26 protein-coding genes and 2 pseudogenes are annotated in these 24816 nt (G+C 62.5%); 16 read left to right on the forward strand and 12 right to left on the reverse strand.

Translation table 11 applies throughout. The annotated features are described in order from the left end of the window. The first annotated feature begins 16 nt into the window (after positions 1-16). The 5 genes from AC1VON_RS16355 to AC1VON_RS16375 all read left to right on the forward strand — a co-directional run bounded on the left by AC1VON_RS16355 (position 17) and on the right by AC1VON_RS16375 (position 4495). Complete coding sequence (locus AC1VON_RS16355) at positions 17-535, forward strand: sigma-70 family RNA polymerase sigma factor (RefSeq protein ID WP_483124205.1); 519 nt, start codon at positions 17-19, stop codon at positions 533-535. Beyond that, complete coding sequence (locus AC1VON_RS16360) at positions 532-1323, forward strand: anti-sigma factor family protein (protein WP_172351206.1); 792 nt, start codon at positions 532-534, stop codon at positions 1321-1323. Before AC1VON_RS16355 ends, AC1VON_RS16360 begins: the two co-directional genes overlap by 4 nt. 208 nt (positions 1324-1531) lie before the next feature. After that, complete coding sequence (locus tag AC1VON_RS16365; RefSeq protein ID WP_172351205.1) at positions 1532-2638, forward strand: peptidase C39 family protein; 1107 nt, start codon at positions 1532-1534, stop codon at positions 2636-2638. Further along, a complete protein-coding gene (locus tag AC1VON_RS16370) occupies positions 2635-4101 on the forward strand; it encodes a RimK family protein (protein ID WP_172351204.1) in 1467 nt (488 codons plus the stop codon). The genes AC1VON_RS16365 and AC1VON_RS16370 overlap by 4 nt, the downstream gene beginning before the upstream one ends. Before the next feature lie 121 nt (positions 4102-4222). After that, entirely contained in the window at positions 4223-4495 is a 273-nt protein-coding gene (locus tag AC1VON_RS16375) for a DUF3303 domain-containing protein (RefSeq protein ID WP_172351203.1), read from the forward strand. A gap of 15 nt (positions 4496-4510) precedes the next feature. Here the strand turns inward: AC1VON_RS16375 and AC1VON_RS16380 are convergent, their stop codons facing one another. Beyond that, positions 4511-5428: a LysR substrate-binding domain-containing protein gene (locus tag AC1VON_RS16380; RefSeq protein ID WP_483124206.1), complete on the reverse strand. Its 918-nt coding sequence runs from the start codon at positions 5426-5428 to the stop codon at positions 4511-4513. Positions 5429-5540: 112 nt separating this feature from the next. On the opposite strand from AC1VON_RS16380, the gene AC1VON_RS16385 reads away from it, so the two are divergent. Further along, positions 5541-6431: a fatty acid desaturase family protein gene (locus AC1VON_RS16385; protein WP_483124207.1), complete on the forward strand. Its 891-nt coding sequence runs from the start codon at positions 5541-5543 to the stop codon at positions 6429-6431. A 60-nt stretch (positions 6432-6491) separates the two neighbouring features. Here the strand turns inward: AC1VON_RS16385 and AC1VON_RS16390 are convergent. The 4 genes and pseudogenes from AC1VON_RS16390 to ygfZ all read right to left on the reverse strand — a co-directional run. Then, positions 6492-6985 (reverse strand): annotated as a pseudogene (locus tag AC1VON_RS16390) (SDR family NAD(P)-dependent oxidoreductase); the annotation flags it as partial. A gap of 165 nt (positions 6986-7150) precedes the next feature. Further along, entirely contained in the window at positions 7151-9292 is a 2142-nt protein-coding gene (locus AC1VON_RS16395; protein ID WP_483124208.1) for a putative bifunctional diguanylate cyclase/phosphodiesterase, read from the reverse strand. Positions 9293-9357: 65 nt separating this feature from the next. After that, positions 9358-9993 (reverse strand): HD domain-containing protein, encoded by a 636-nt coding sequence (locus AC1VON_RS16400; protein WP_483124209.1) that lies wholly within the window; start codon positions 9991-9993, stop codon positions 9358-9360. Then, positions 9993-10853 carry a CAF17-like 4Fe-4S cluster assembly/insertion protein YgfZ gene (ygfZ, locus tag AC1VON_RS16405; protein ID WP_483124210.1) on the reverse strand — a complete coding sequence of 287 codons (861 nt, stop codon included), beginning with the start codon at positions 10851-10853 and terminating at the stop codon, positions 9993-9995. The genes AC1VON_RS16400 and ygfZ overlap by 1 nt, the downstream gene beginning before the upstream one ends. A gap of 75 nt (positions 10854-10928) precedes the next feature. On the opposite strand from ygfZ, the gene AC1VON_RS16410 reads away from it, so the two are divergent. Next, entirely contained in the window at positions 10929-12260 is a 1332-nt protein-coding gene (locus tag AC1VON_RS16410) for a dihydroorotase (protein ID WP_483124211.1), read from the forward strand. 30 nt (positions 12261-12290) lie between these two features. On the opposite strand, the gene AC1VON_RS16415 is transcribed toward AC1VON_RS16410, so the two are convergent. The 4 genes from AC1VON_RS16415 to AC1VON_RS16430 all read right to left on the reverse strand — a co-directional run bounded on the left by AC1VON_RS16415 (position 12291) and on the right by AC1VON_RS16430 (position 14739). Beyond that, positions 12291-13082 carry a hypothetical protein gene (locus AC1VON_RS16415; protein ID WP_483124212.1) on the reverse strand — a complete coding sequence of 264 codons (792 nt, stop codon included), beginning with the start codon at positions 13080-13082 and terminating at the stop codon, positions 12291-12293. A gap of 71 nt (positions 13083-13153) precedes the next feature. Continuing rightward, positions 13154-13411: a hypothetical protein gene (locus tag AC1VON_RS16420; RefSeq protein ID WP_008874920.1), complete on the reverse strand. Its 258-nt coding sequence runs from the start codon at positions 13409-13411 to the stop codon at positions 13154-13156. A gap of 453 nt (positions 13412-13864) precedes the next feature. Further along, positions 13865-14242, reverse strand: a complete 378-nt coding sequence (locus tag AC1VON_RS16425; protein ID WP_172351195.1) for a TIGR02301 family protein — start codon at positions 14240-14242, stop codon at positions 13865-13867. Positions 14243-14304: 62 nt separating this feature from the next. Continuing rightward, the gene (locus AC1VON_RS16430; RefSeq protein WP_483124213.1) at positions 14305-14739 is read right to left on the reverse strand and encodes an NUDIX hydrolase; all 435 of its coding nucleotides are present in this window, start codon (positions 14737-14739) and stop codon (positions 14305-14307) included. Between the two features lie 126 nt (positions 14740-14865). On the opposite strand from AC1VON_RS16430, the gene AC1VON_RS16435 reads away from it, so the two are divergent. Beyond that, positions 14866-15627 (forward strand): SOS response-associated peptidase, encoded by a 762-nt coding sequence (locus AC1VON_RS16435; protein WP_483124214.1) that lies wholly within the window; start codon positions 14866-14868, stop codon positions 15625-15627. Positions 15628-15705: 78 nt separating this feature from the next. On the opposite strand, the gene AC1VON_RS16440 is transcribed toward AC1VON_RS16435, so the two are convergent. Next, positions 15706-15861, reverse strand: a complete 156-nt coding sequence (locus AC1VON_RS16440; protein WP_140768494.1) for a hypothetical protein — start codon at positions 15859-15861, stop codon at positions 15706-15708. A gap of 416 nt (positions 15862-16277) precedes the next feature. On the opposite strand from AC1VON_RS16440, the gene cysS reads away from it, so the two are divergent. From cysS to rarD, 7 genes and pseudogenes are all read left to right on the forward strand, one after another. Next, entirely contained in the window at positions 16278-17711 is a 1434-nt protein-coding gene (cysS, locus tag AC1VON_RS16445) for a cysteine--tRNA ligase (protein WP_483124215.1), read from the forward strand. Beyond that, a pseudogene (locus AC1VON_RS16450) lies at positions 17708-18093 on the forward strand (VOC family protein). Before cysS ends, AC1VON_RS16450 begins: the two are co-directional and overlap by 4 nt. Before the next feature lie 6 nt (positions 18094-18099). Next, positions 18100-18591 (forward strand): GFA family protein, encoded by a 492-nt coding sequence (locus tag AC1VON_RS16455; protein WP_483124216.1) that lies wholly within the window; start codon positions 18100-18102, stop codon positions 18589-18591. Then, positions 18588-19064, forward strand: coding sequence for a GFA family protein (locus AC1VON_RS16460; protein ID WP_483124217.1), 477 nt, complete (start codon positions 18588-18590; stop codon positions 19062-19064). The genes AC1VON_RS16455 and AC1VON_RS16460 overlap by 4 nt, the downstream gene beginning before the upstream one ends. Next, complete coding sequence (gene pip / locus AC1VON_RS16465; protein ID WP_483124218.1) at positions 19061-20011, forward strand: prolyl aminopeptidase; 951 nt, start codon at positions 19061-19063, stop codon at positions 20009-20011. The genes AC1VON_RS16460 and pip overlap by 4 nt, the downstream gene beginning before the upstream one ends. Then, entirely contained in the window at positions 20008-21630 is a 1623-nt protein-coding gene (gene cimA, locus AC1VON_RS16470) for a citramalate synthase (RefSeq protein WP_483124219.1), read from the forward strand. The genes pip and cimA overlap by 4 nt, the downstream gene beginning before the upstream one ends. Before the next feature lie 83 nt (positions 21631-21713). Further along, on the forward strand, positions 21714-22631 hold the full coding sequence (rarD, locus tag AC1VON_RS16475; RefSeq protein ID WP_483124220.1) for an EamA family transporter RarD: 918 nt from the start codon (positions 21714-21716) through the stop codon (positions 22629-22631). Between the two features lie 29 nt (positions 22632-22660). Here rarD and AC1VON_RS16480 read toward each other — a convergent pair whose 3' ends face one another. Continuing rightward, a complete protein-coding gene (locus tag AC1VON_RS16480) occupies positions 22661-23659 on the reverse strand; it encodes a transporter (protein WP_172351185.1) in 999 nt (332 codons plus the stop codon). Positions 23660-23966: 307 nt separating this feature from the next. Here AC1VON_RS16480 and AC1VON_RS16485 point away from each other — a divergent pair, with 307 nt between their 5' ends. Next, positions 23967-24446, forward strand: a complete 480-nt coding sequence (locus AC1VON_RS16485) for a hypothetical protein (protein ID WP_483124221.1) — start codon at positions 23967-23969, stop codon at positions 24444-24446. Positions 24447-24495: 49 nt separating this feature from the next. Here the strand turns inward: AC1VON_RS16485 and AC1VON_RS16490 are convergent, their stop codons facing one another. Beyond that, a complete protein-coding gene (locus AC1VON_RS16490) occupies positions 24496-24786 on the reverse strand; it encodes a muconolactone Delta-isomerase family protein (protein WP_483124222.1) in 291 nt (96 codons plus the stop codon). Positions 24787-24816 lie beyond the last annotated feature (30 nt).

Consider the following 24816-nt stretch of genomic DNA (forward strand, 5'->3'; position numbering starts at 1 on the left):
CTCAGAACCAGCGGTCATGGACGAAAAGAAGGCAGCAATCCTTGGCGAAATACCGCGCCTGCGCCGCTACGCACGCTCGCTTTTGCGCGACCGCGATTCTGCCGACGATCTCGTTCAGGACTGCCTCGAGCGCGCACTCATGCGGCTCGACAATTGGCAGACGGGAGAAAGCCCCAGGAGGTGGCTGTTTACGATCATGCATCATTTGTTCATCGACCAGATGCGCAAGGTGAACCGTCGCGGCGAAGCGGCGATGCTGCCACTGGAAGCGGGCGAGGCGGTTGCCCAGCCGGCCGAACAGTTGGATGGCGTCGCCTCGCGCGAGATCATCGACGCGCTGCAGGCGATCAGCCCCGATCGCCGCGCGGCCCTTGTCATGGTTGCCATCGAAGGCTTTTCCTATGCCGAGGCCGCCAATATTCTGGGCGTGCCCGCCGGCACGCTGATGTCGCGCATTGCACGCGGGCGTGAGGAATTGCGCGGGTTGCTGGATGACACGGCACGCCGCCGCGCGATAAGGATCGTCGAGAAATGATCCGCCGCGATTTTTCCGAACGTGATATCCATATGGCGCTCGATGGCGAGTTGCCGGCTGACGAACGCACCGCTTACGATGCCTGGCTCGATGCCAATCCCGAGATGAAGGCCAGAAGCGCCCGCTTCACAGCCGACCGGGAGGCATTGCGCTCCGCCTTTGCCGGTGTGCTGGACGAGCCTGTTCCCGCGCGCTTGCGCAAGATGGTGCTCGGCGAAGCGCCTGTTAGGACTGCGGTGCCCCGCTCGCGCTGGTGGCTGGCCGCGGCGGCGGCCGTGCTTCTGGCCACGGGCGGATTTGGCGGCTATTTTGCCGGCATTGACGGCATCGGACAGGAGGATCCTGCCGAGGATCGGCTCGCCGAACAGGCGATCGCCGCCCATGTCATTTATGCTGCCGAGAAGCGGCATGCGGTGGAGGTGCTGGCCAGCGACAAGGATCATTTGCAGACCTGGCTGTCCAACCGGGTCGGACTGAAGCTGGTGGCGCCGGACTTGAGCGCGAATGGCTTTCAACTGATCGGCGGCCGGTTGCTGCCGGCCGGCGAAGCCAAGGCCGCGATGCTGCTCTATGAGGACGACAAGGGCGAGCGCATATCCCTCTTCGTCACCGCTGAATCGACGGAGAATGCCAAGGGCACCTACGCTTCGGCGCAGGATGGCCCGCAGGCCGTCTACTGGCTGGACAAGGGCTATGGCTGCGCCGTCGTCGGCTCGCTGCCGCGCGAGCAATTGGCGGTCGTGGCCAAGAGTGCCTACGGCCAGCTTCTGGCAGGCTTGGCAAGCTGAGTTGACCGCAATCATCCGCCGCCGGTGACCTGTCGAAACAGCGATCCTGTTCAAAGCCCGCGGGCTTCCTTGCCGCCACGGAACCTGTCACAATTCGGCCCTAATCAAGGAGCGATAGCGCTTGATGAATATCGGCGCTTCGGCCGGTGTTTGCGACGCTTTTGACCGGGGCCGTTCCCGCAACGCAATCGAGGTTTTCTCAAGTCGCATGCCTGCCGAGATCCGCACGGCCCGCGCCTCTGACGTCGATGATCTCGCCGCCATCGAGAAAGCCGTTTTTTCGAGCGATCGCATTTCCCGCCGCTCTTTTCGCCTGTTCATCGAGCGCGAGACCGCCGAGACGTTGGTCGCCGAAGTCGATGGCCGCCTCGCCGGCTATGCGATCGTGCTGTTTCGCAAGGGCAGTGGGGTGGCACGGCTGTACTCCATAGCCGTCGGACCGTTTTTCGGCGCGCTCGGCATCGGGCGCCGGCTGCTGTCGGCGGCGGAGGAGGCAGCCTTCGAGCACGACCGTATGATGCTGCGTCTCGAAGTGCGCGAGGACAACGACCGGGCCATCCGCATCTATGAGCAGGCCGGCTACCGCAAGATTGGCCGCGAGCCCGGCTACTACGAGGACGGCGCGACGGCGCTTCGTTATGAAAAGACATTGCGCGGCGACCTTCCTGTCGCCACCAGGGTGCCATTCTATCAGCAGACCTGCGAGTTCACCTGCGGCCCATGCTGCCTGATGATGGCGATGGCCAATTTCGACCGCGACTTCGTGCCGGATCCGGTGATGGAAATCCGCCTTTGGCGTGAGGCGACCACCGTCTTCATGATGTCCGGACCGGGCGGCTGCGAGCCGTTCGGCCTGGCTGTGTCGGGGTACGAGAGCGGGCTCGCGGCGGAGATCTTTGTTTCCTTCTACGGTGCGCTGTTCCTGCAGTCGGTGCGCAGCGAGGAGAAGCGCCGGGTGATGGAACTGGCCCAGGTCGACTTTCGCCGCCGCGCGGAACTTTACGGCATCCCGGTGAATTACCGTTCGTTCGCCATCGATGATATCCGCACCGCGATCGCCGCGGGAAAACTGGTGCTGGTGCTGATCAGCGGCTTCCTGATGTTCGGCAAGAAGGTGCCGCACTGGGTGCTGGCCATCGGCGATGACGGCGATCATATTCTGATCCACGATCCCTGGGTCGAGGACGAAAGGCAGGAAACCATCCTTGATGCCGCCAACATTCCAGTGCCCTACGGCATCTTCATGAACATGGCGCAGTTCGGCCGCGACGGACTGCGTGCCGCCATCACTCTGGGGAAGCGCGACACACAATGACCTGGGTCATTCTAACCGGCCGGCAGAGCGATCTCGACCAGGTGGCGACACCGCACAAGATCATCACCAACCGCGATTACCTCGCGCATCCCTCGCTGTTTCGGGGCCAGCGGCCGAAGGTCATAAACCTGTCGAACAATTACGGCTACCAGAGCCGCGGCTACTATGCCTCGCTGCTGGCGAGCTCGCGCGGCCATAAGGTTATCCCGACCGTCGAGACGATGATCGACCTGTCGGAGCGCAAACTCTACGAACATGCGCTGCCCGAACTGGAACTGGCGCTCAACAAATGCCGCAAGGATCTCGGCGGCTCCTTTCCCCCCAAGGTCTGCATCTTCTTCGGCATCGGCCCGTCAAAGGTCTGGGACCGCTTCGCCAAGCTCCTGTTCGACTGGTTCCGGGCGCCGGCGCTCGAGGTGCACATCAAGGACAGCGCCGAATGGGCCTCGATCCGCAAGATCGGCTTTCATCCGCTGGCGCGCATGACCGAGGACGAGGAAAAGAGCTTCATCCAGTGCCTGGAGACCTACACCAACCGCGAATGGCGCGACACCAAGGGGCGCACGCCGGCGCGCTACACCTTCGCCACGTTGGTCGATCCGCATGAGGAATTGCCGCCATCGGAAATTTCGTCGCTGCGCTACTGGGCCAAGATCGCCGAAAAGATGGGGGTCGAAATCGAACCCATCACCAGGAAGGATCTCGCCAAGCTGGCGAACTACGACGCGCTGTTCATCCGCGAGACCACGTCGATCTCCAACCACACCTATCGCTTCGCCCGCCGCGCCCAGCAGGAAGGCATGCCCGTCATCGACGATCCGCTGTCGATGATCCGTTGCACCAACAAGGTCTATCTCAACGAGCTGATGTCCTACAACAAGGTGCCGGTGCCGCCGACGGTGATGATCGCCGGCACCTCGGATCTTGAACTCGCGGCGCAGACGCTGGGTTTCCCGCTGGTGCTGAAGATCCCGGATTCATCCTTCTCGCGTGGCGTCAAGAAATGCGCCAACTTCGAGGAACTGAAGACGCTCGCCACGGAATGGCTGGAGGATTCCGATCTCCTCATCGCGCAGAAATTCATTCCCACCGAATATGACTGGCGCGTCGGCGTGCTCGGCGGCCAGCCGCTGTTTGCCGTGCACTATCTGATGGCCAAGAAGCACTGGCAGATCGTCAACCACAAGGCCAGTGGCAAGCCCGACCAGGGCGGCATCAAGACCTTCACGCTGAAGGAGACGCCCACCCATGTCGTCGAGACGGCGGTGAAGGCGGCACGCTGCATCGGTGACGGCCTCTACGGCGTCGACCTCAAGGAGACCAAGGACGGCGTCTTCGTCATCGAGGTCAACGATAATCCCAATCTCGACCATGGCTGGGAGGATTCCGGCGAAAAGGACGAGGTCTGGATCCGGCTGACGCAGTGGTTTCTGGAACGGCTCGACCGGCCGGGGCGGCAATAGTTCGACCCGAGCAGCTCGCCGTTTCACGGAAACGGCGAGCTGCTCTATCTCTTTGTTTTGAAGCAATTCCGGACGGAAAACCGCTCACACTTTTCCTGAAATTGCTCCAAGGGGGGAAAACATGCAGTTCATCGTGATCGAGGATTTCACCGGCTGCGATCGCAAGGACATTTACCGCCGCTTTCGCGACCGGGGCCGTCTGAAGCCGGAGGAACTTGTCGTGCACCACAGCTGGATCGCGGCGGATATGAGCCGCTGCTTCCTGCTCGTCGAGGCCGATGACGTCACGCTTCTGCAGCGCTGGGTCATCGAATGGGCTGATCTGGTCGAATTCGAGATCGTTCCCGTGGCCACCAGCAAGGACATGGTGGTGGCCTTGAGCGGACACCTGTGACCATCGCGTATCGGTTCAACGCAACGCCGGTGAGCCCACCACGCGCTGGCATTCCTTGATCAGCCAGTCGCGGAACGCCGCCACGACATCGCGTCTGGCGCTGCGCTCCGGAATCGTCAGGCAATAGGGCTGGCGTAGCGCAATTGCCCCGGCTGCCGGCCTTATCAGCCTGCCGTCCTCCAGTGCTTCGGCACAATAGACCCCTTGTGCCAGCGCCACGCCCAGCCCCGAAATGGCGAGGTCGAGCGCCGCACGCGACGAGTTGGCCGACAGGCCGCGCTGCGCTGCCCGGCCAGGTTGGACACCGGCCGCCTCGAACCAGTTGCGCCAGGACGGAAACGATGCGCCGGTCGGACCCCAGTCGGTGTGGATCAGCGGCAGCCCTGCGAGCGGACCGTCGCCGGCGTTGATTGCGCTGGAAAGCGATGGTGCGCAGACCGGATAGACGGCGTCCCGGGCGATGTCCTCGGTCGGGTGCTCGCGATAGTGCGGACCGTAAGAGAGCCTGATGTCGATCAACTCGCGGTCGAACGGCACGGGGTCGTCGTCACCGCGCAGCGATATATCGGCGGCGCCATGGCTTGCGACAAAACCGGACAGACGCTGCGAAAGCCAGCCCATGGCCATGGATGGCGGCACCGAGACCACCAGGCGCGGGCGAAATGCGTCGCCGCCCAGTTCGCGCGAGACACTGCCGATTTCCTGGAAGGCCATGGTCAGCCGTGGCAGCATCTCCGCGCCGGCCTCGGTGAGGACCACTTTGCGGTTGACCCGATGAAACAGCCTGCGGCCCATCTGTTCCTCGACGGTGCGGATAAGCTGGCTGACGGCGGCGGCCGAAACCGAAAGCTCCTCCGCCGCCGCGGCAAAGCTGCCCGTGCGTGCCGCGGCCTCGAAAGCCTGAAGCCCTTTAAGCGACGGAGATGTGACCATGATCGCCATATAGATAAGATAAGCTTATCCAAATCGCAGGAATCGTGGCTTTTGGAAAGCTTTTTCAGCGGCTAGGGTAAGCGTCGTCAAATCGCCAGCCTGGATCCAGCCGATGGACCATCGCGACATAATCGCGTCACTAACCCCGGAAGAACGCAGCCGTCTGACCGCCAAGTCCGACGCCGCGGGTCTCGTTCAACTCGGCGCCCACTGGGGTGCGATTGTGATCATTGGATCGCTGATTGCCGCGAAGGTGCCATTCTGGCCGCTGCTGATGCTGCCGCAAGGCATCCTGATCGTGTTCCTGTTCACGCTGCTGCACGAGACGGTTCATCGCACCGCCTTCGAGACGCAGTGGCTGAACGATGCAGTGGCGCGGGTGTGCAGCGTGGCGCTTGCATTGCCGGCCGACTGGTTCCGCTATTTCCATTTCGCCCATCACCGCTTCACCCAGGATCCCGAGAGCGACCCGGAACTGGCCTTTCCCAAGCCGGAAACGCTGCGGCAGTATCTCGTGCATGTCTCCGGCATTCCGCTGTGGTGGGGCCATATCAAGACGCTCTACGCCAATGCGGCCGGCGGCAGCCAGGAAAGCTATGTGCCGCCGAAAGGTCGACCCAAGGTTAGCGCCGAGGCGCGCGCCATGATTGTCTTCTACGCCGTGCTCATTCTGCTCGCAGTCCATTTCCAGCTCTCTGCGCTCCTTTATGTCTGGATCATTCCGGCTCTGCTCGGTCAGCCGTTTCTGCGCCTCTATCTCCTGGCCGAGCACGGCCGCTGTCCGTTCGTCGCCAACATGCTGGAGAACACCAGAACCACGCTGACCAATTGGGTGGTGCGCAAGCTTGCCTGGAACATGCCGTTCCACGCCGAGCATCATGCCTATCCTGGTGTGCCGTTTCACCAATTGCCGCAGTTTCACGCACTGATCGAGCAGCATCTCAAGGTGATCGAGCCGGGCTATGTCAGCTTCCATGAAAAATACATAGAGACATTGCGCTGATGCCGGGCAGCCGGCAATCGGTCGCGTCCGGTCGAGGGCGCGACCTTTCGGCATGAGCGGTTAGACCTGGGCCATGCCGCCATCGACGAACAGTTCGGCACCGGTGACAAAGCTGGAATTGTCCGAGGCCAGGAACACCGCCGCCTTGCCGATCTCATCAGGATCGCCAAGCCGGCCATCGGCACCTGGGCAGCAAGGAAGTCTAGCAAGCCCTTCTGGCTTTGGGCTTCATGTCCGGCAAGCTCGGCGGGGCCTGTCGTACGGGTCGGGCCAGGACTGAGGATGTTGACGCGGATCTGCCGCTCCTTCAGGTCGAGAATCCAGCTGCGGGCAAAGTTACGCAGCGCCGCCTTGGACGCGCCGTAGACGCTGAACGCGGCCGCGCCGGTCGAGCCGGCTGTCGAACCGGTCAGGATCACCGAGGCCTCATCGGTCAGCAGTGCGAGCGCCTTCTGCACCGTGAACAGCACCGCCTTGACGTTACGGTCGAAGGTTTCGTCAAAATGCTGTTCGGTTATCTGGCCGAGCGGCAGCATGGAACCGCCGCCGGCATCGAGAGTACATCGATGCGGCCGCTTTGCGTTTATGGCGGCGCGCCTGTCGAGACCAAGCTGGGAACTGATCTCCAAATAGATGGCGCGGCGGAACAATAGAGGCCCGACGGCATACTCTCGAACAGCTCGGTTCGGGACGGTGTGACAAGACGCCTTGGCCTGAGGTCAGCCGATCTGGCTGTGCAGTTCACGCGACTTCAACAGACGCTGAATATCCGATGCCTTTGACGGTACGCCGATCAGGTACCCCTGAGCCTCGACACAGCCATTTTTGCGCAGCATGTCGAGCTGCTCCTCGGTCTCGACGCCCTCGGCCGTGACAACGATGCCAAGCTCGGTGCCGAGCCCGATGACGGTGCGGACGATCGCCGCGGTGTCGTGATTGGCCATATCGCCAATGAACGAGCGATCGATCTTGATCTTGTCGACCGGGAAACGCCTGAGGTAGCCGAGCGAGGAATAGCCAGTGCCGAAATCATCCAGCGCGATACGGATGCCGAGTTCACGCAACTGTCGCAGCGTCTTGAGCACGGCTTCGCTCTCGTCCATCAGCACGGTTTCGGTGATTTCCAGTTCCAGCTGTGCGGCCGGCACGCCAGAAAAGGCCAGCGCCGAGATGACGCTGCGGGCAAAGCCGCCGCTTCTAAGCTGCACGGCCGAGACATTGACCGCGATGCGCAAGCCGGGAGGCCAGCTTGCCGCCGCCGTGCAGGCTGTCCTCAGCGCCCACTCGCCAAGCGGCACGATCAGTCCGGTTTCTTCGGCGACCGGAATGAATTCGTCTGGCGCGACGGTGCCGCGCGCCGGGGAATGCCAGCGCATCAAGGCCTCCGCGCCGATGATCTCGCCGGAGGCGATGTTCATGATGGGTTGGAAGTCGAGATCGAATTCCTGGCGCGGCAGCGCAGCCTCGAGGTCGACCTCGATCGCCCGGCGGGCCTGCACCACGGCGTCCATTTCGGGCTCGAAGAAGCGATACAGGTTTCTCCCTTCGCTCTTCGCCCGATAGAGCGCCGTATCCGCGTTTTTCAGCAGCGTATCGGCGTCCCTGCCATCGTTGGGGAAAACGGCAATGCCCAGGCTGATACCGACATGCATCTCCCGGCTCTTGTCGCGAAACGGTTTTGCGATTGCCTCGACGATGCGCTTCGCCAGTTTTTCCGCCTCGGCGATGCCCCTGGAATTGAACTGCATGATGACGAACTCGTCCCCGCCGAAACGGGCGACGATGTCTGTTTCATTGTGCAGGCAGCGCTGCAGCCTCTCGGCCACGCTTTTCAGGAGCCAGTCGCCGGCAGGATGTCCCCAGGTGTCGTTGACCGCCTTGAAGCGGTCGAGATCGAGCGAGAAGATCGCCAACGGCGTAGCCGCGTCATCGTCCAGCGCTAGGTCGAGCCGCTCGCGAAACATCGAGCGGTTGGGCAGTCCGGTCAGCGTGTCGTGATGCGCAAGATGGGTCATGCGCTCTTCGGTGCGGCGGCGTTCGGTGACGTCGTCGAAGGTCACCACCCAGCCGCCGCCGCTCATCGGCTGGTGCGTGACCAGAACCGTCCTGCCGTCGGTTAGATACCGATAGGCCGAATGCATCTTTGCCGCCGCCAGGCAGGCTTCGGTTTTGGCGACTTCGCTGTCGACATCGATCTTCGTATAGATGCCGAGTTCCAGCAACCGTTCCAGCGCGTCGCGGTGCGTTGTCCCAAGCGGGAAGTCCGCCGCTGTGACGTTGTAGAGTTCCAGAAAGCGCCGGTTGCGCACGATCATCTTGCCGTTGCCGTCATACATCAGCAGGCCTTGCGACATGTTGGCGAGCGCGGCGTCGAAGCGGCGGTGCTGCTCCTTCAGCTCCTGCTCGGCGCGCCGCTGTTCGGTGATGTCCTCGTAGATCGAAACCCAGCCGCCCAAGGCCAGCGGGCGGTGCGAGATGCTGACGATGCGGTCATCCGACAGCGTCTCCTCATAGGTCGAGGGTTTCGCCTGGTCGATATAGGGTTTGCGGATGGCATAAAGCTCGTCCGCGGTTTGCGAGGCGATGCCGATGTCGACGCTGTGCCGCAGGATGTCGATGAAGCGGATGCCAGGACGTATCAGCTTGGCGTCGAGGCGAAAGATATTGAGGTAGTTGCCGTTGCAGATGATCATGCGTTCGTCGGCGTCGAACATGCACAGGCCGTGCGACATGTTCTCGACGGCGGCTGAAAAGCGTTCGTTCTGTTCGCGCAGCTCGTCTTCCATGCGGCGCGAGTGCTCCATGCCTTCGGCCACCCGCTCCGGGACGACCGAACCATTCTTGACATCCACGACGGGCATGAGGCGCGCCTGCGGTGCGTGATCGAACACCGCACTGTTATCCGTTCCGGTTAATTTAGCGTTTTCTACCCTACCGCCGACGTCGCAACTGGGTGCCGCGACTTCTCGATCCCCGAAAACCGCTTCAGGAAGGCATTCTGCGCCGAGGTCACCGAGCGCGGTGTGAAATCGAAGCGCTCGGCGGAGAAACCGCGCGGACGGCCGAAGAATTCGGTCGCTTCGGCGGTGGAGAAGCCGGCGAGTAGCGTTGCCTCGAAATAGGCGGCGATCTGGTCGGCACGCTTGATCTCCCTGCGCAGTGCCGGGGCCGGTTCGGGCGGCAGGGAAAAGCGCAGATGGATGGCGCGCTGCAGGCGCAACTCGCAGTCCTTGTAGCTGCCGCCCATCACCGACTTGAACGGCGAGATCATGTCGCCGATGACATATTCGGGCGCATCGTGCAGCAGCGCGGCCAACTGGTCATCGGCCGAAGCTTGTGGCGCCAGTTCGTTGAACAGGGCCTCGACCAGCAGCGAATGCTGGGCGACCGAAAACGCATGCTCGCCGCTGGTCTGGCCGTTCCAGCGGGCGACCCGGGCAAGCCCATGGGCTATGTCCGAAATCTCGATGTCGAGTGGGGAGGGGTCGAGCAGGTCGAGCCTACGGCCGGACAGCATGCGCTGCCAGGCACGTGGCGGCGCACCGGCGCGGTCCGCCGCCATCAGGCTTCCTCCGCGCTGACGGTTTCCTGAGGAAAACGGAATTTGGCCCATGGGGGAATGGTCACCGTCACCGGGACATCACCCGCCAGGATCGGCTGGCCGGCGTCCAACGCTGCCTTGACCCTGTCTATGCGGGCAATGGCAAGTCCCGTGCCGCCGGCACTCGAGCCGAGCGTACCGACCGGGCGTCCCTCGACGGTGAGGTCGGTGCCTGCGGCGGGCAGGAGAGGACTTGCCTGGACAATCAGTACGCGACGCCTCGCCGTGCCGCGATGCTGCATGCGCGAGACGACTTCCTGGCCGACATAGCAGCCCTTCCTGAAGCCGACGCCACCCGTCTCGTCGAGCAGGACGTCATGCGGAAAGGCGTCGCCCAACGCATAATCGGCGCCGCTCTCGGCAATGCCGTGGGCGATGCGGAAGGCTTGCCAGGCGTCGTCGTCGCCGGCGTCTTGGGGGCCGGCATACGAGCGCGCGACGCTTTCATTGGGAAAGCGCGTGTCGGCAAACACGGTTGAATCATTTTCCGAGGCGATTGACTCTTTTCCCCACGCAACAGTGACAAGCGCTTGTTCCGACTTGGCAATCTCGACCTTGGCGCGAAGCCTGTAGAGCATCAGCCGGCGAATGAAATCATCTGAAATATCGGCACGGCATTCCAGTCGGAAGGCGTTTTCACCGGCACGCGAGATCAGGAAATCGAACAGGATCTTGCCTTGCGGCGTCAAAAGCGCACCGGGCTTTGCTTCGCCTTCGCCGAGTGCATCGAGGTCGGTGGTCAGGATGTTTTGCAGAAAGTGCTCGGCCTCCGGGCCGGAAACGGAGATGAGCGCGCGGTCTTTCAGCAGGGTAAAGGGCATGGGGAGGATAAAAGCCTGATCTTGCAAAACGGTTGGCCATTACGTAAGCCGCTGACACTCCCCCCGCAAGAGAGCATGCCCATGACCTACGACCTCATCCTGACAGGCGGCACGGTGGTCAACCATGACGGCGAGGGGCAACGCGATATCGGCGTGAAGGACGGGCGCATTGCGGTCATCGGAGATCTTCGCCAGGCCTCGGCCGGTGAGACAATCGACTGCCGCGGCTTGCACGTCCTGCCCGGTGTCGTCGACAGCCAGGTGCATTTTCGCGAGCCTGGACTGGAGCACAAGGAAGATCTGGAAACGGGATCGAGGGCGGCGGTGCTCGGCGGCGTCACCGCGGTGTTCGAGATGCCGAACACCAACCCGCTGACCACCAGCGAGGCAACACTTGCCGACAAGGTCCGGCGCGGCAGCGGCCGCATGCATTGCGACTTCGCGTTCTGGGTCGGCGGTACCCGCGATAACGCCAGGGATGTCGGTGAACTCGAGCGGCTGCCGGGAGCGGCGGGTATAAAGGTTTTCATGGGATCGTCCACCGGCGATCTGCTGGTCGAGGACGACGAAGGTGTCGCTTCGATCCTGAGGAACACCCGCCGTCGTGCCGCGTTCCATTCCGAGGACGAATTCAGGTTGCGCGAACGTCTGGGCGAACGCATCGAGGGCGATCCGTCATCGCATCCGGTCTGGCGCGACGAGATCGCCGCCTTGCGCTGCACCGAACGGCTGGTGCGCATCGCGCGCGAAGCTCGCGCCTGCATCCACGTCCTGCACATCTCGACCGCCGAGGAGATTCTGTTCCTTGAACAGCACAAGGACGTCGCGACCTGCGAGGCGACGCCGCACCATCTGACGCTGAGTGCCGACGATTATGCCCGGCTCGGTACGCTGATCCAGATGAACCCGCCGGTACGCGCCTCCCACCACCGCGACGGCGTCTGGCATGGCATCGCACAAGGCATTGTCGATGTGCTCGGTTCAGACCACGCGCCGCACACGCTGGCCGAAAAGGCAAAACCCTATCCGGCCTCGCCCTCGGGCATGACCGGTGTGCAGACGCTGGTGCCGATCATGCTCGACTACGTCAACGCCGGCCGGCTGACCCTGCAGCGCTTTGTCGATCTCTCCAGCCACGGTCCACAGCGTATCTTCGGCATGGCCAGAAAAGGCCGCATCGCCGCCGGCTACGACGCCGACTTCACTGTGGTCGACATGAAGCGGCGCGAAACCATCACCAATGCCCAGGCCGGCTCGAAGGCCGGCTGGACGCCCTATGACGGCAAGGAAGTGACCGGCTGGCCGGTCGGCACGGTCATTCGCGGCCGCCGCGTCATGTGGGAAGGCGAGATCGTGACGCCTGGGCAAGGTAGGGCGGTGGAGTTTTCCGAGGCGCTGCCGGGATAGGCTTCCTCAACCTCTCTTGTCGAGGGTCGCTCAGTCGCCAGCGACGAAGAACGTCCACTCCCCGGCGGGCGTGATGCCGACGCGATAGAAGATATAGGCGCCGAACTGCTTCATGTCGTCGAAATCACCGGCGGTGACGATCTTGAACAGTTCGACCCGCTGCTTGGCGTCGAGCTTGTCCAGCGGCAGCGCGAAGAAATACGGCCAGACATACAGTTCCTGCGGTGTTCCGGCGTCGACATGGACATAGCCGGCACTCAGCACTTCCTCCAGGATGGCCAGGATCTCCTGGCCGTCTGGGTCTCCCGACAGGCCTTTGAGGAAGGCGATGGCGTCGCCGTCGATGTCGGCCAGCGACAGTTGGGTCATGCTGTCGCCCTTGCCGATCAGGGGCCTGAGCTTCTCGATGTCGCCGCTCTTGCAGGCTTCGATGATGAGGTCGTGCATGCGCCGCACGGGCTCCGGCAGCTTGCCGAGGTCGTAGACGACTTCCGGCAAGGGTGCTTCGGGATCGACACGCGGCCTGTTGCTGCCGCCATCCGCTGGACTGTCGGGCTCCGCCGCGTCCGGAGCGGCCGGTTGCTGGCCGGTCGAAGGCGGCGTTCCCATCGGGTCAGGCATGGGAATCGCGCCGCCGGGCGACGAAGCGTCGTCATCCGCTGACGGTGTGACGGGTGAGGGAAGCTCTTCGCGCTGGATTTCGCTCAGCGCATAGGCCGGGCTGCTGGCCAGGCACGTCACAAACGCAATCGCGGCACAACAAGCGGCGAGGCGGATGTAGAGCACCAGGCCCTTCGACCGGCCTGACATCGGAAAATTCACTGCCCGTATCTCCTTGGCTCCCGGGCATGATGCCCAAACGGCACTCGATCGTCAAAGAACCGGATGTCGGTTCAGTGCCGCAGCCGCTCGGGTTCGAAGGCGCCAGCAATAACCTTTTCACGCATGCGGTCGAGCAGGGCAAGGGCCGATGTCTCGCCGTTGGCGCGCAGCATTTCACCGAACGCGGTCTCTAGCGCCGCCTCGGCAATGATCTCGGGCTCGATGCCGGCCGAAAGGCCTTCAGCCCAGGCTTCGCTGTGGCTCTCCACCGCCGTCAGGCGTTTTTCTTCCCTGACCAGCGCGTCGATGTCGTTGACACCATGTTCCATAAGCGATGTCCACCCTTTCAAGCGGCGACCCGTCAATGGGGGTCATGCTTGATTTGTTCCGTTTACACGCAGCCTAAGTAAGTATCTGTAAATACGACATTTTTTTGATCGTCTTTTACAGGGAGCGGCTGTGTCTGGCGAAGCTGCGTTTCAATCCGGATCAAACTTAGCCGATTAGGCCGGCCTGCGGGTCGAAAACCTTCAGTTTGAGTTAATTTCGCATTCGTGCGGTAACGTTTGATTAACGCTGTTGCAGAAGTGCAACATCAGGATTGCACCAAGACACAGACCGGTACAAGCCGGATTTCTCCAACATGTCCGATGATGCCCCCGATATCTGTTGATGGATTGCCTAAAGCGCGTGGCGTCGAAACAGAGTCATGCAACGCGCATTAGGTCATTGTTCTCACGCATGTCGCGTCCCCAAAGCCGGGGCACTCTGGGCGACATGCATTAGTTTCCATAGCGCGAGGCGATGTCGCGCGACAGCGTCTCGCCTTCCTTCATGTAGCGGCTGATGGCTTCGGTGGCTGAAGCGGTGCACTGGGTATAGGTGCCGCCGAAGGAACGATAGCCGCGATTGAAGCTGGCGATGAGGCGGGCGCGGCGCTCCGGGTCGGGATTTTCCGAATCGAGCAGTTTCTCCATCTGGCCACGCCACTGGTCGCCCTTCTCCCCGCACAGATTGCGCAGGAAATGCAGCGACCCCAGGACCTCTGCCAGCCGCATCAGCCCCGGCTCGAACGGCGACTCGGCGCTAAGCGCCGGCCGCACGGCCACGGCCGTACTGACGGCAAGGCATAAAGCAACAAGAAAAGGAGCGCGGCTCATAGGTCTATGTGGCCAAACAATTTGTCGCCTGCAAGGCGTTTCCGGCGCGACCGTTGAGGAATTCAGCGGCTTTCAGGGGAACCAGCAGGTCGGCCAAGCAGATCTTCCGCCACCGCGAACACCGAACCGGCAAGCGGCAGCGCCGCCATCTCGCGGAGTGTGTAGAAGGCGGCTGTCTCGGCATCGTCGCTGGCCACGGCCTCCCCGCCGGCATAGGCGGCGCCGAAGACCGTGAGGCGGTAATCGACAGGGTGGGAATCACCCCTGCCGTCGATATGGATTTCCCGAAGCGGGCGGAAACCGGTGGCACGCAGACCGGTCTCTTCCAGCAGCTCGCGCTTCGCTGCATCCTCCAGCGTCTCGCCGGTCTCGACCTTGCCGCCTGGAAAGGCATAGAGCCCCTGTGAGGGCTGCCGGGCTCGCTTGACCAGCAGCACGGTGTCGCCACGCACCACGGCTACCGAGACGGCCGGCAGTATCTTTCGTGTATCGTTCATGGTTTTCAACCGTTCGACCGCCGCGGCCCGCTGTGGACGGTTGGCGTCAGACAGCTTTAGCGGTTGCAGTGCGGCTGTTCCATCGCCACTTTCTTGGCAACCATTCGAGGGCAGGAGCAATCGATCATGTGCGGACGTTTTGCCTTGACGGCCACGCCGGATCAAACCGCTGCCTTTCTGGGCTTGGTCGAACTGGAAGATTTCCCGGCGCGCTACAACATCGCGCCAACCCAGCCGGTGCTGATGGCGACCGCTGGTGCGCCGCGCTCACCGGGTTCCAATTTGCCGGACCGACAACCGATGCTGGTGCGCTGGGGGCTCATCCCGGCCTGGGTGAAGGACACCAGGGAGTTTCCGCTGCTGTTCAACGCGCGCTCGGAAGGCGCGATCGAAAAGGCCTCGTTCAAGGCTGCCATGCGTCATCGCCGCGCACTGGTGCCGGCGTCGGGCTTCTACGAATGGCGGCAGACCGGGGGCAAGAAGGGGCAGCCCTATTGGATCCGGCCCAGGCATGGCGGGCTGGTCGCCTTTGCCGGCCTGATCGAGACCTATGCGGAGCCGGGCGGCTCGGAAATGGATACTGGCGCAATCCTGACGGTCAACGCCAATGCCGACATCGCCCATATCCATGATCGGATGCCGGTGGTCATCGATCCCAGGGACTTCGCTCGCTGGCTGGATTGCCGCACGCAGGAGCCGCGTGATGTCGCCGACCTGCTGCGACCGGCGCAACTCGATTTCTTCGAGGCGATTCCAGTCTCCGACCTCGTCAACAAGGTCGCCAACACCGGACCGGAGATTCAAGTAAGAGGGGAGATCGGCGCGGAGCCCGAGAAGGTCAGACGCCAGAAGCCGGGCACCGACGACAGTCAGATGACGCTGTTCTAGCGAAGCCTGTCGAGGGCCTTATTCCAGGGTGCCTGTTCGCACCCTCATCGCCGGCGATCGCGCCGGCGGAACATCATCTCAGGCGGCGCGCGGCGATACGATCTTCTGCGCCGGCTTCTTCTTCTTCGCGGTATGAAGAAGTGCGGCGACGATCGCGGCCGGGCCGATTGCGCGATAGTGGCTGGCCAACGCCGGTTGCTTGGCGCGGTTGGCTTCCTGCTTGCTTCGAGGCATGTTCTCTTCCCTGGTAACGTTTTCGTGTCTGCGTTTGATGGCTGATTCCGACCAAATCGTGACGCTTGGTGAACTAGCCGGCGAATGTTTCATGACTGTGCCGACATGTTTAATAAAATGTTTCACTGGCTGATTCCGCGTGATCGAGCGACGAGTTTACCAGTCTTGGCGACGTTTTTCCCGGGATCAGCGACTTGACGGCAACACCGGCCAAGGCGATAAAGCCGCCCATGAAAACGTCTTTCGCCATCTGTGGCATTTGCATTATTGGCTAGCCTCGCGCTGGTCCGGACGTTTTCGCCTCATCTTTCCCCAGATTGGACAAACGCCCCGGCCAGCAGGCTGGAGCCTGATTTGCGTCTCGGCGCGAGACTGGCTCCATGCAAACAAGAAGTTCTGAACCGGGAAGGCATGGAATGTCTGACGCATCGAAGGGCCTGCGCCTCTACAACACGCTGACGCGTTCAAAGACGGATTTCGTTCCGATCGATGCGCTGAATGTGCGCATGTATGTCTGCGGCCCCACCGTCTACGACTTCGCCCATATCGGAAATGCCAGGCCGGTCATCGTCTTCGACGTGCTGTTCCGTCTGCTGCGCCATCTCTATGGACAAGCCCACGTCACCTATGTGCGCAACATCACCGACGTCGACGACAAGATCAACGCGCGTGCGTTGCGCGATTTCGGCGGCGAGATATCCACCGGAAAGCTGTCGCTCAACGAAGCGATCCGGCGGGTGACGGAAAAGACCGCCGACCAGTTCCACAGGGATGTCGCCACGCTCGGCTGCCTCGAGCCGACGGTCGAACCGCGCGCCACCGAATTCGTCGAGCCGCGCGCCGACGGCAAGGCCGACATGATCACCTTGATTCAAAGCCTGATCCAACGCGGCCATGCCTATGTTGCCGCTGGCGAAGTTCTCTTCGACACGGCGTCGATGCCGGACTATGGGCAATTGTCGAAGCGCAATCTCGACGAGCAGCAGGCCGGCGCTCGCGTCGCCGTCGACGCGCACAAGAAGAACCCGCAGGATTTCGTGCTGTGGAAGCTGTCATCGCCGGCAGAGCCGGGCTGGGAAAGCCCATGGGGCAGGGGCCGGCCGGGCTGGCACATCGAATGCTCCGCCATGTCCGCGGCCTATCTCGGCGAGGTTTTCGACATCCATGGCGGCGGCCTCGACCTGATCTTCCCGCATCATGAGAACGAGATTGCCCAGTCGCGCTGCGCCCACGGCACGTCGGTCATGGCCAATGTCTGGATGCACAATGGCTTCCTGCAGGTCGAGGGGCAGAAGATGTCGAAGAGCCTCGGCAATTTCTACTCGATCCATGAACTGCTGGAGACCGAGACCTTCGGCGGCCGCAGCTGGCCGGGCGAGGTACTGCGGCTGGCGATGCTGATGACGCACTACCGCGAGCCGATCGACTTTTCCGTGCGCAAGCTGGAGGAGGCGGAGAACACGCTGCGCAAGTGGAAACGCGCGGCGGACCTTGCGCCGACCGTCGGGCAACTGCCGGCAAAGGTCGTGGAGGCCCTCTCCGATGACCTGGCCACCTATGCCGCCTTCCAGGTTTTGACGCAGTTGGCCGGTGAGGCAGCCGATGGCAACGAAGCCGCTGCCGCACTGAAGGCGTCGCTGCTGTTTCTTGGCTTCGATGTCGGCTCCGAAGAGGTGGATGAGAACAAGATCGCCAAGGCAATCGCCAATCGCCTCGCTCTCATCGCGGCGAAGAACTGGGCAGAGGCCGACCGCATCCGCGATGACCTTTTGGTGCAAGGCGTGCAGTTGAAGGACGGCAAGGATCCGGCGACCGGCGAACGCATCACGACCTGGGAGGTAAAAAGATGATCGACCATCTTGGCATCAACGTTGCCGATTTCGACACTTCGAAGGCGTTCTACGACAAGGCGATGGCACCGCTTGGCGCTTCGCTGATCTACATGGTGCCGCTGGAGTACACAGGCGGCGCCAGGATCGGCGGCTACGGCCGCGACCGCCCGGTGTTCTGGCTGCAGACCGCCAAGGACAAGCCCAAGGCCCATCAGCACGTTGCCTTCACCGCGCGCAGCCGCGCCGAAGTCAACGCCTTTCATGCGGCAGCGCTTGCCGCCGGCGGCAAGGACAATGGCGAGCCGGGGCTGCGCCCACACTATCACCCGAATTACTACGGTGCCTCGTCTTTGATCCCGACGGCAACAATGTCGAGGCGGTCTGCCATGATCCGGAGTGAGACGCGATGAGCCTCGACAACCGACCGGTCTATACAGGTGGCTGCCAATGCGGCGCGGTGCGCTTCCGCGTCGAGGGCGCGCTTGGCGACGCCTCGATCTGCCACTGCCGCATGTGCCAGAAGGCGAGCGGCAATTTCTACATGCCGCTGGTCTCGGTGCATGGCGCCAAGCTCGATTGGACGCGCGGCGAGCCCAAGCGTTTCCGCTCCTCCAATGCCGCCTGGCGCGGCTTCTGCGCCGAATGCGGCACGCCGCTGACCTTCGAGGCGCCCGACGGACTTGCGCTGGCGATCGCCACCTTCGACGATCCGGCAGGCATCGCACCGACTGTACAGTGGGGCACCGAAGCAAAACTGCCTTATGTCGACACCATTCCGCAATTGCCGGGCGAAGATACGATGGCGGACATGGGTTCGGCTCCCTATCTCGCCGAGCTTGTCTCCTACCAGCATCCCGATCACGACACCGAACAATGGCCGCCGGAGGAAAGACCATGACCGAGACCGTCCGAACCGGCGGCTGCCAGTGCGGCGCCGTGCGCTTCCGCATCAAGGGAGCGCTCGGGCGCCCGTCAATCTGCCATTGCCGCATGTGCCAGAAGCAGTTCGGCTCGTTCTTCGGCGCGCTGGTCACCGTGCCCCGGGATGGTGTCGAATGGACCCATGAGGAACCGAGCTATTTCCAGTCGTCGATCAACATCGATCGCGGCTTCTGCGCCCGCTGCGGCACGCCGTTGACCTACCGCCAGCCCAGCGGGCTCGAGATCGCCATCGGCGCCTTCGACGACCGCTCGGATCTGGCGCCGCAGATCCAGGTCAACTATGCGGCCCGGTTGCCTTGGATGGAAAAGATCTTCGAGGCGCCGGTCCACGACGATCCCGACTACTACGCCAGGCAGGAGCAGATCATCTCCTTCCAACACCCCGACCACGAAACCGCCAACTGGCCGCAACAGGGCTTGAAACTATGAGCTTGCGCACACTCTATCCGGAAATCGAACCGTTCGACTCAGGCATGCTCGATGTCGGCGACGGCCACACGGTCTATTGGGAGCGTTCCGGCACCAAGGGTGCCAAGCCGGCCGTGTTCCTGCATGGCGGACCGGGCGGCACCATCTCGCCAAAGCATCGGCGGCTGTTCGATCCAAAACTCTACGACGTCATCCTGTTCGACCAGCGCGGTTGCGGAAAATCGACGCCGAACGCCTCGCTGGAGGCCAATACGACCTGGCATCTCGTCGCCGACATCGAACGCCTGCGCGAAATGGCCGGCTTCGACAAATGGCTGGTGTTCGGCGGTTCCTGGGGCTCGACGCTGGCGCTGGCCTACGCCGAGACGCACCCTGACCGCGTCAGCGAGCTGGTGGTGCGTGGCATCTACACGCTGACGCGCGCGGAACTCGAATGGTATTATCAGTTCGGTGTCTCCGAGATGTTTCCCGACAAGTGGGAACGTTTCCTGGCGCCGATCCCGCAGGCCGAGCGCGGCGATATGATGGCGGCCTACCGCAAGCGTCTGGTCGGCACGGATCGCAAGGCGCAGATAGAGGCTGCTCGCGCCTGGAGCCTGTGGGAAGGGGAGACGATCACGCTGCTGCCGGAGCCTGAAACCAGCGGTCCGTTTGGACAGGACGACTATGCCGTCGCCTTTGCCCGTATCGAGAACCACTATTTCGTCCATGCCGGCTGGCTGGAGGAGGGGCAGCTTCTGCGCGATGCGCACAAGCTCAAGGACATTCCCGGCACCATCGTCCATGGCCGCTACGACATGCCGTGTCCGGCGCGCTACGCCTGGGCGCTGCACAAGGCCTGGCCAAAGGCCGACTTCCACCTGATCGAAGGCGCCGGCCACGCCTATTCCGAGCCCGGAATCCTCGACCAGTTGATCCGCGCGACGGACAAATTTGCAGGCAAATGACCATGACCCGCGACCGCCTCTATCTCTTCGACACCACATTGCGCGATGGCCAGCAGACGCCGGGCATCGACTTTTCCGTCGAGGACAAGATCGCGATTGCAAAACTGCTCGACGACTTCGGCATGGACTATGTCGAGGGCGGCTATCCCGGCGCGAATCCGACCGACACCGCCTTCTTCCAGAAGAAGCGCACGGCCAAGGCGAAGTTCGTCGCCTTCGGCATGACCAAGCGGGCAGGGGTCTCCGCCTCGAACGATCCCGGCCTTGCGGCGCTCGTGCAGTCGAAGTCGGACGCCATCTGCTTCGTCGCCAAGAGCTGGGATTATCATGTCCGCGTGGCCCTCGGCTGCACAAACGAGGAGAATCTGGAGTCGATCAAGACTTCGGTCGAGGCCGCCGTCGCCGCCGGCAAAGAAGCGATGGTCGACTGCGAGCATTTCTTCGATGGCTTCAAGGCCAATCCGGACTATGCGCTGGCCTGCGCGAAAACGGCGTATGATGCCGGCGCGCGCTGGGTGGTGTTGTGCGATACCAATGGCGGCACGCAGCCCTCGGAAGTGCGCACCGTCGTCGCCAAGGTCATCGAAACGGGCATTGCCGGCGATCATCTGGGTATCCACGCCCATGACGACACCGGCCAGGCGGTTGCGAATTCCCTGGCCGCTGTCGAGGCCGGCGTGCGCCAGATCCAGGGCACGCTGAACGGCATTGGCGAGCGCTGCGGCAATGCCAACCTCATCTCGATCGTGCCGACACTGGCGCTGAAGCCGGCATTCGCCGATCGCTTCGAGACCGGCATTTCGGCCGAGGCGCTGACCGGCATCTCGCGCTTGTCGCGCGCATTCGATGAACTCTTGAACCGTGCCCCGGAAGCGCAGGCGCCCTATGTCGGCGCCTCGGCTTTCGCCACCAAGGCCGGCATCCATGCCTCGGCGCTGGCCAAGGAGCCGGCGACCTATGAGCATGTTCCGCCGGAATCCGTCGGCAACCGCCGGCGCGTCATGGTCTCCGACCAGGGCGGCAAGGCCAATTTCCTCGCCGAACTGAAACGGCGCGGCATCGAGGTGCCCAGGGACGATCATCGGCTCGATGCGCTGATATCAGTCGTCAAGGAGCGCGAGGCCGAAGGCTATGCCTATGAGGGCGCCGACGCCTCCTTCGAGCTGCTCGCCCGCAAGATGCTGCACGGCCTGCCGGAGTTCTTTAACGTCACCTCGTTCCGCTGCATGGTCGAGCGGCGTTTCGACGCCAACGGCCAGTTGAAGACCGTGTCCGAAGCAATCGTGAAAGTGCTGGTCGACGGCGAGGAGAAGATGTCCGTGGCCGAGGGGCACGGACCGGTCAACGCGCTCGACATCGCGCTGCGCAAGGATCTCGGCAAATACCAGAGCGAGATCGTCGACCTCGAACTCGCCGACTTCAAGGTGCGTATCCTCAATGGCGGCACCGAGGCGATCACCCGCGTGCTGATCGAATCGCATGACGGCACAGGCGCACGCTGGTGGACGGTCGGGGTTTCCGAAAACATCATCGACGCCTCGTTCCAGGCGCTGATGGATTCGATCATCTACAAGCTGATGAAGAACCGTGAGATGGCTGGGCTGGTTGCCGCCGAATAAGGTTGACCCATCAGCGAAAGTCCATTGATCCATCAGAACTTTGTGATGGTCTTGCCAAGATTACTGGGCCATAGCGTTGGCCCATGGCCACTGAATCAATTGCCCTGGACGCGGATTCAAAGGCCCGCCGCGGTTTCCTGCTGGCGTTGGGCGCCTATCTCCTGTGGGGGTTGCTGCCTTTCTACATGAAGGCGGTGGCGCATCTGCCGCTTGCCGAGGTGATCGCCCACCGCATCGTCTGGTCCGTGCCGATCGCCGCCGCGGTTCTGGTCTGGGCCGGCCGCACCGCGGACTTCAAGGCGGCAATTCGCTCACCCCGCACCATCGCCATGGCGGGCCTGACGGCGGCGCTGATTTCGGTCAACTGGGGCATCTATGTCTGGGCGATCGCCGTCGACCGCACCGTCGAGACCGCGCTTGGCTATTACATCAACCCGCTGGTCAGCGTCGTCGTCGGTGCACTGCTGCTTGGCGAACAACTCGACAAATTGCAGATCGCGGCGGTGGTGCTGGCGACGGTCGCCGTGGCGGTGCTGACGATCGAGGGCGGCAAGCTTCCATGGGTATCGCTGGCGCTGGCCTTTTCCTTCGCCGCCTACGGCTTCTTTCGCAAGACGCTGCCGATCGGGCCAAGCCAGGGCTTTCTGCTCGAAGTGCTTTTGCTGTCCGTGCCCGCTCTCTTCTATATCGTCTACCTGATCGCGACCGGACAGGATCACATCGTGTCCAGCAACGGCACCGATACCGCATTGCTGATTGGCTGCGGTCCGGTCACATCGGTGCCGCTGCTTCTGTTTGCGTTCGGCGCCAAGCTTTTGCGCCTCTCCACCATCGGCATCATGCAATATATCGCGCCGACCATGGTGTTCCTGATCGCGGTCCTGATTTTCGATGAGCCGTTCGGCACCACCCAGGCCGCCGCCTTTGCCCTGATCTGGACAGCCTTGGCGATCTATTCCTGGTCGATGCTGATGACGGCCCGCCGGGCTGCTGCCCGATAGGCTTCGGCGCAAGATATTGCCAATTGCCGCTACAGGCCTCGGCCAAGCCGTCTGACGAACAGATAGGTGGCCGCGGCGATAGCCATTGAAACCGCCGTCACCACCCAGAAGCCCAATGGCGTGTCGACAAGCGGCAGTCCGCCGACATTCATGCCGAACAGGCCGGAGATAATGGTCATCGGCAGCAGCACAGCCGTCATGACAGAGAGAACATAGAGCAACTGGTTCGACTGCATGGTCAGTTTGGCCATCAACTCGTCCTGCAGAAGCCGCGTGCGCGCCTGCAACTGCTCGCCGTCATGGTAGAGCGTCTGCGCCCGGTGCGAGAGTCGGGCCGCCATGTCGTTGATCGAATCCGGCAACTCGTCGCGATGCGAATGGTCGAGATGCCGGAACAGGGTGGTCAGCGTTGCCATCTGCCGGTGGATGACCACCAGCTGCCGGCGCGCCTCGACCAGCGCTTGCCGTTCATTGTGCCATGCATCGCGCACGACGCGGTCCTCGATGCCATCGAGCGTGTCGCCGAGCTTGCCGAGTTCTATCGCCATGCCATCAAGCGACTGGCCCATGACCGCCTCGATCAGGTCCGACGGCGAGCGGAATTTCCGCGATCCACTTTCCACTACCTTGCGCACGGCGTCGACCGACTCCAGCGGCTGCTTGCGGGCGCCGATCAGAATAGTGTCGTTGAAGGCGAAGCGGAAATGGACGAGTCCGCGCGCTTCCGAAAAATCGTGCTTGAGGTCCGGCAGATCGCCGTAGAGCCAGCCATCCTCATAGTCGATGTGGCAGCCATGGCTGGGGGCGAGGAAAGCATCGCGCGCCGGGGCCGGCAGAACCTTCTCGGCGCCGATCTCCTGGCGAGCGTGGAGATCGGTGATCTGGTAGCTGCGCCATGTCCATCGCGCCTGCGCGGGATCCTTGGTGCGGGAGCCTTCCGCCGTGAAATGATAGCTGAAGAACAGCCCGTGCTCATCGGGCAGGTAAGGCGACAGGTCGGTGCCTTCCGGAGCGAGGGCGATATCCATGGCAGTGCCAGATACAGGTTGCGACCGCAGCGCCGCGTTAGCGGCACCTCACCGCCACTTCTAGCACAAGCGAACCCGGCTCCGTGTGACGGTTTCTTGACAGCCGGTCACAGTGTGTCGAGCAGCGGCAGGGCTGGACGCAACAGTTGCCGTCGGTTTGTTTGGCTAGCGTTGCGAACGGTGGCTCAGAAATTGTCAGCCAGGTGGCTCGAGCAGATATGCAGCTGCAAGGTCGATTGGTCGCGAAAACGCAGTGTTTACCAGTCTCCAATACTGTACGATGATTGGCAACGTTCAGATTTGATCGATGAATTTTCAGTTTTCAATTGGCCTGCTGGCAGATCGCGGCTTGAACAAAGCGGTCGATTCCAGTGTGAAGGACTCGGCTGCGCTACAGTTGCTCGGTGTCAGCGTCCGGTCGCAAACGATCTCCATGACGCCGGTGGCCAAGAACGGCTTTACCGACTTTGACAGAGCGCTCGGGACGGTGCGTGATGAATGGGCGTACGCGCAGAAACACGCGCGCCATGGCAACGTCATCGATGGTAGCGCCTTGGAACCATTGCTGGGCGCGATCCAAGCCAATCGAGAAAGTTTTCCGCCTGGTGAATTTACCATCAAGGTACAATGGCCGGACGGGGCGTCGATCGAAACGACCGTTCCACCGATGGCAGGGATAAGCGTGCGAAGCATCTCGATCAGCGCGGTATTCGCCAGGGTGTCGACAGCCCAGCCGGCCTCTGTCGCCCCCACCTCCCAGCAAGCGTCCTACCAGGAATGGCAATGACGATACACACGCGGCCGGCCTCGCCGCCCGCCGCGCCGTCCGATGCGGTTTACCGTTTCGGCCCAAATCCCGGATAGGGATTGAGCGGCACGATCGCGGTGATCTCCATCATGCCGGCCTTTATCAGCGGCAAAGTGGCGAGATGGCCGCGCACTTCGGCATCGTCGGATGCTTCGAACATCATGCCGCTGCCGGGAATGTCGCCACGGTTCCAGACTTGGCGCACAGCGCCTTCGGCGTAGAGCGTGCGCCGCTGTTCGGCCTCGCCCGGCAAAAGCGGTGCAAAGTCGGCGTCGCTGAACTTTGTGGTGTTGCGGGTGAGAAGGGCAAAGAACTGCATCTCGGTCTCCTTTGGTTGGGATGGCCGACT

The organism is Mesorhizobium sp. HAY1-8B, assembly GCF_056868045.1.

Bases quoted from the DNA above. Each gene is read 5' to 3' on its own strand.
- AC1VON_RS16365 (WP_172351205.1), top strand. From the start codon at position 1,532: ATGCCTGCCGAGATCCGCACGGCCCGCGCCTCTGACGTCGATGATCTC.
- AC1VON_RS16360 (WP_172351206.1), top strand. From the start codon at position 532: ATGATCCGCCGCGATTTTTCCGAACGTGATATCCATATGGCGCTCGAT.
- AC1VON_RS16375 (WP_172351203.1), top strand. From the start codon at position 4,223: ATGCAGTTCATCGTGATCGAGGATTTCACCGGCTGCGATCGCAAGGAC.
- AC1VON_RS16485 (WP_483124221.1), top strand. From the start codon at position 23,967: ATGAATTTTCAGTTTTCAATTGGCCTGCTGGCAGATCGCGGCTTGAAC.
- AC1VON_RS16355 (WP_483124205.1), top strand. From the start codon at position 17: ATGGACGAAAAGAAGGCAGCAATCCTTGGCGAAATACCGCGCCTGCGC.
- cimA (WP_483124219.1), top strand. From the start codon at position 20,008: ATGACCATGACCCGCGACCGCCTCTATCTCTTCGACACCACATTGCGC.
- AC1VON_RS16440 (WP_140768494.1), bottom strand. From the start codon at position 15,861: ATGCCTCGAAGCAAGCAGGAAGCCAACCGCGCCAAGCAACCGGCGTTG.
- AC1VON_RS16430 (WP_483124213.1), bottom strand. From the start codon at position 14,739: ATGAACGATACACGAAAGATACTGCCGGCCGTCTCGGTAGCCGTGGTG.
- AC1VON_RS16460 (WP_483124217.1), top strand. From the start codon at position 18,588: ATGACCGAGACCGTCCGAACCGGCGGCTGCCAGTGCGGCGCCGTGCGC.
- AC1VON_RS16395 (WP_483124208.1), bottom strand. From the start codon at position 9,292: ATGCCCGTCGTGGATGTCAAGAATGGTTCGGTCGTCCCGGAGCGGGTG.
- AC1VON_RS16425 (WP_172351195.1), bottom strand. From the start codon at position 14,242: ATGAGCCGCGCTCCTTTTCTTGTTGCTTTATGCCTTGCCGTCAGTACG.
- AC1VON_RS16400 (WP_483124209.1), bottom strand. From the start codon at position 9,993: ATGGCGGCGGACCGCGCCGGTGCGCCGCCACGTGCCTGGCAGCGCATG.
- AC1VON_RS16420 (WP_008874920.1), bottom strand. From the start codon at position 13,411: ATGGAACATGGTGTCAACGACATCGACGCGCTGGTCAGGGAAGAAAAA.
- AC1VON_RS16455 (WP_483124216.1), top strand. From the start codon at position 18,100: ATGAGCCTCGACAACCGACCGGTCTATACAGGTGGCTGCCAATGCGGC.
- AC1VON_RS16410 (WP_483124211.1), top strand. From the start codon at position 10,929: ATGCCCATGACCTACGACCTCATCCTGACAGGCGGCACGGTGGTCAAC.
- rarD (WP_483124220.1), top strand. From the start codon at position 21,714: ATGGCCACTGAATCAATTGCCCTGGACGCGGATTCAAAGGCCCGCCGC.
- pip (WP_483124218.1), top strand. From the start codon at position 19,061: ATGAGCTTGCGCACACTCTATCCGGAAATCGAACCGTTCGACTCAGGC.
- cysS (WP_483124215.1), top strand. From the start codon at position 16,278: ATGTCTGACGCATCGAAGGGCCTGCGCCTCTACAACACGCTGACGCGT.
- ygfZ (WP_483124210.1), bottom strand. From the start codon at position 10,853: ATGCCCTTTACCCTGCTGAAAGACCGCGCGCTCATCTCCGTTTCCGGC.
- AC1VON_RS16480 (WP_172351185.1), bottom strand. From the start codon at position 23,659: ATGGATATCGCCCTCGCTCCGGAAGGCACCGACCTGTCGCCTTACCTG.
- AC1VON_RS16490 (WP_483124222.1), bottom strand. From the start codon at position 24,786: ATGCAGTTCTTTGCCCTTCTCACCCGCAACACCACAAAGTTCAGCGAC.
- AC1VON_RS16435 (WP_483124214.1), top strand. From the start codon at position 14,866: ATGTGCGGACGTTTTGCCTTGACGGCCACGCCGGATCAAACCGCTGCC.
- AC1VON_RS16370 (WP_172351204.1), top strand. From the start codon at position 2,635: ATGACCTGGGTCATTCTAACCGGCCGGCAGAGCGATCTCGACCAGGTG.
- AC1VON_RS16380 (WP_483124206.1), bottom strand. From the start codon at position 5,428: ATGGTCACATCTCCGTCGCTTAAAGGGCTTCAGGCTTTCGAGGCCGCG.
- AC1VON_RS16385 (WP_483124207.1), top strand. From the start codon at position 5,541: ATGGACCATCGCGACATAATCGCGTCACTAACCCCGGAAGAACGCAGC.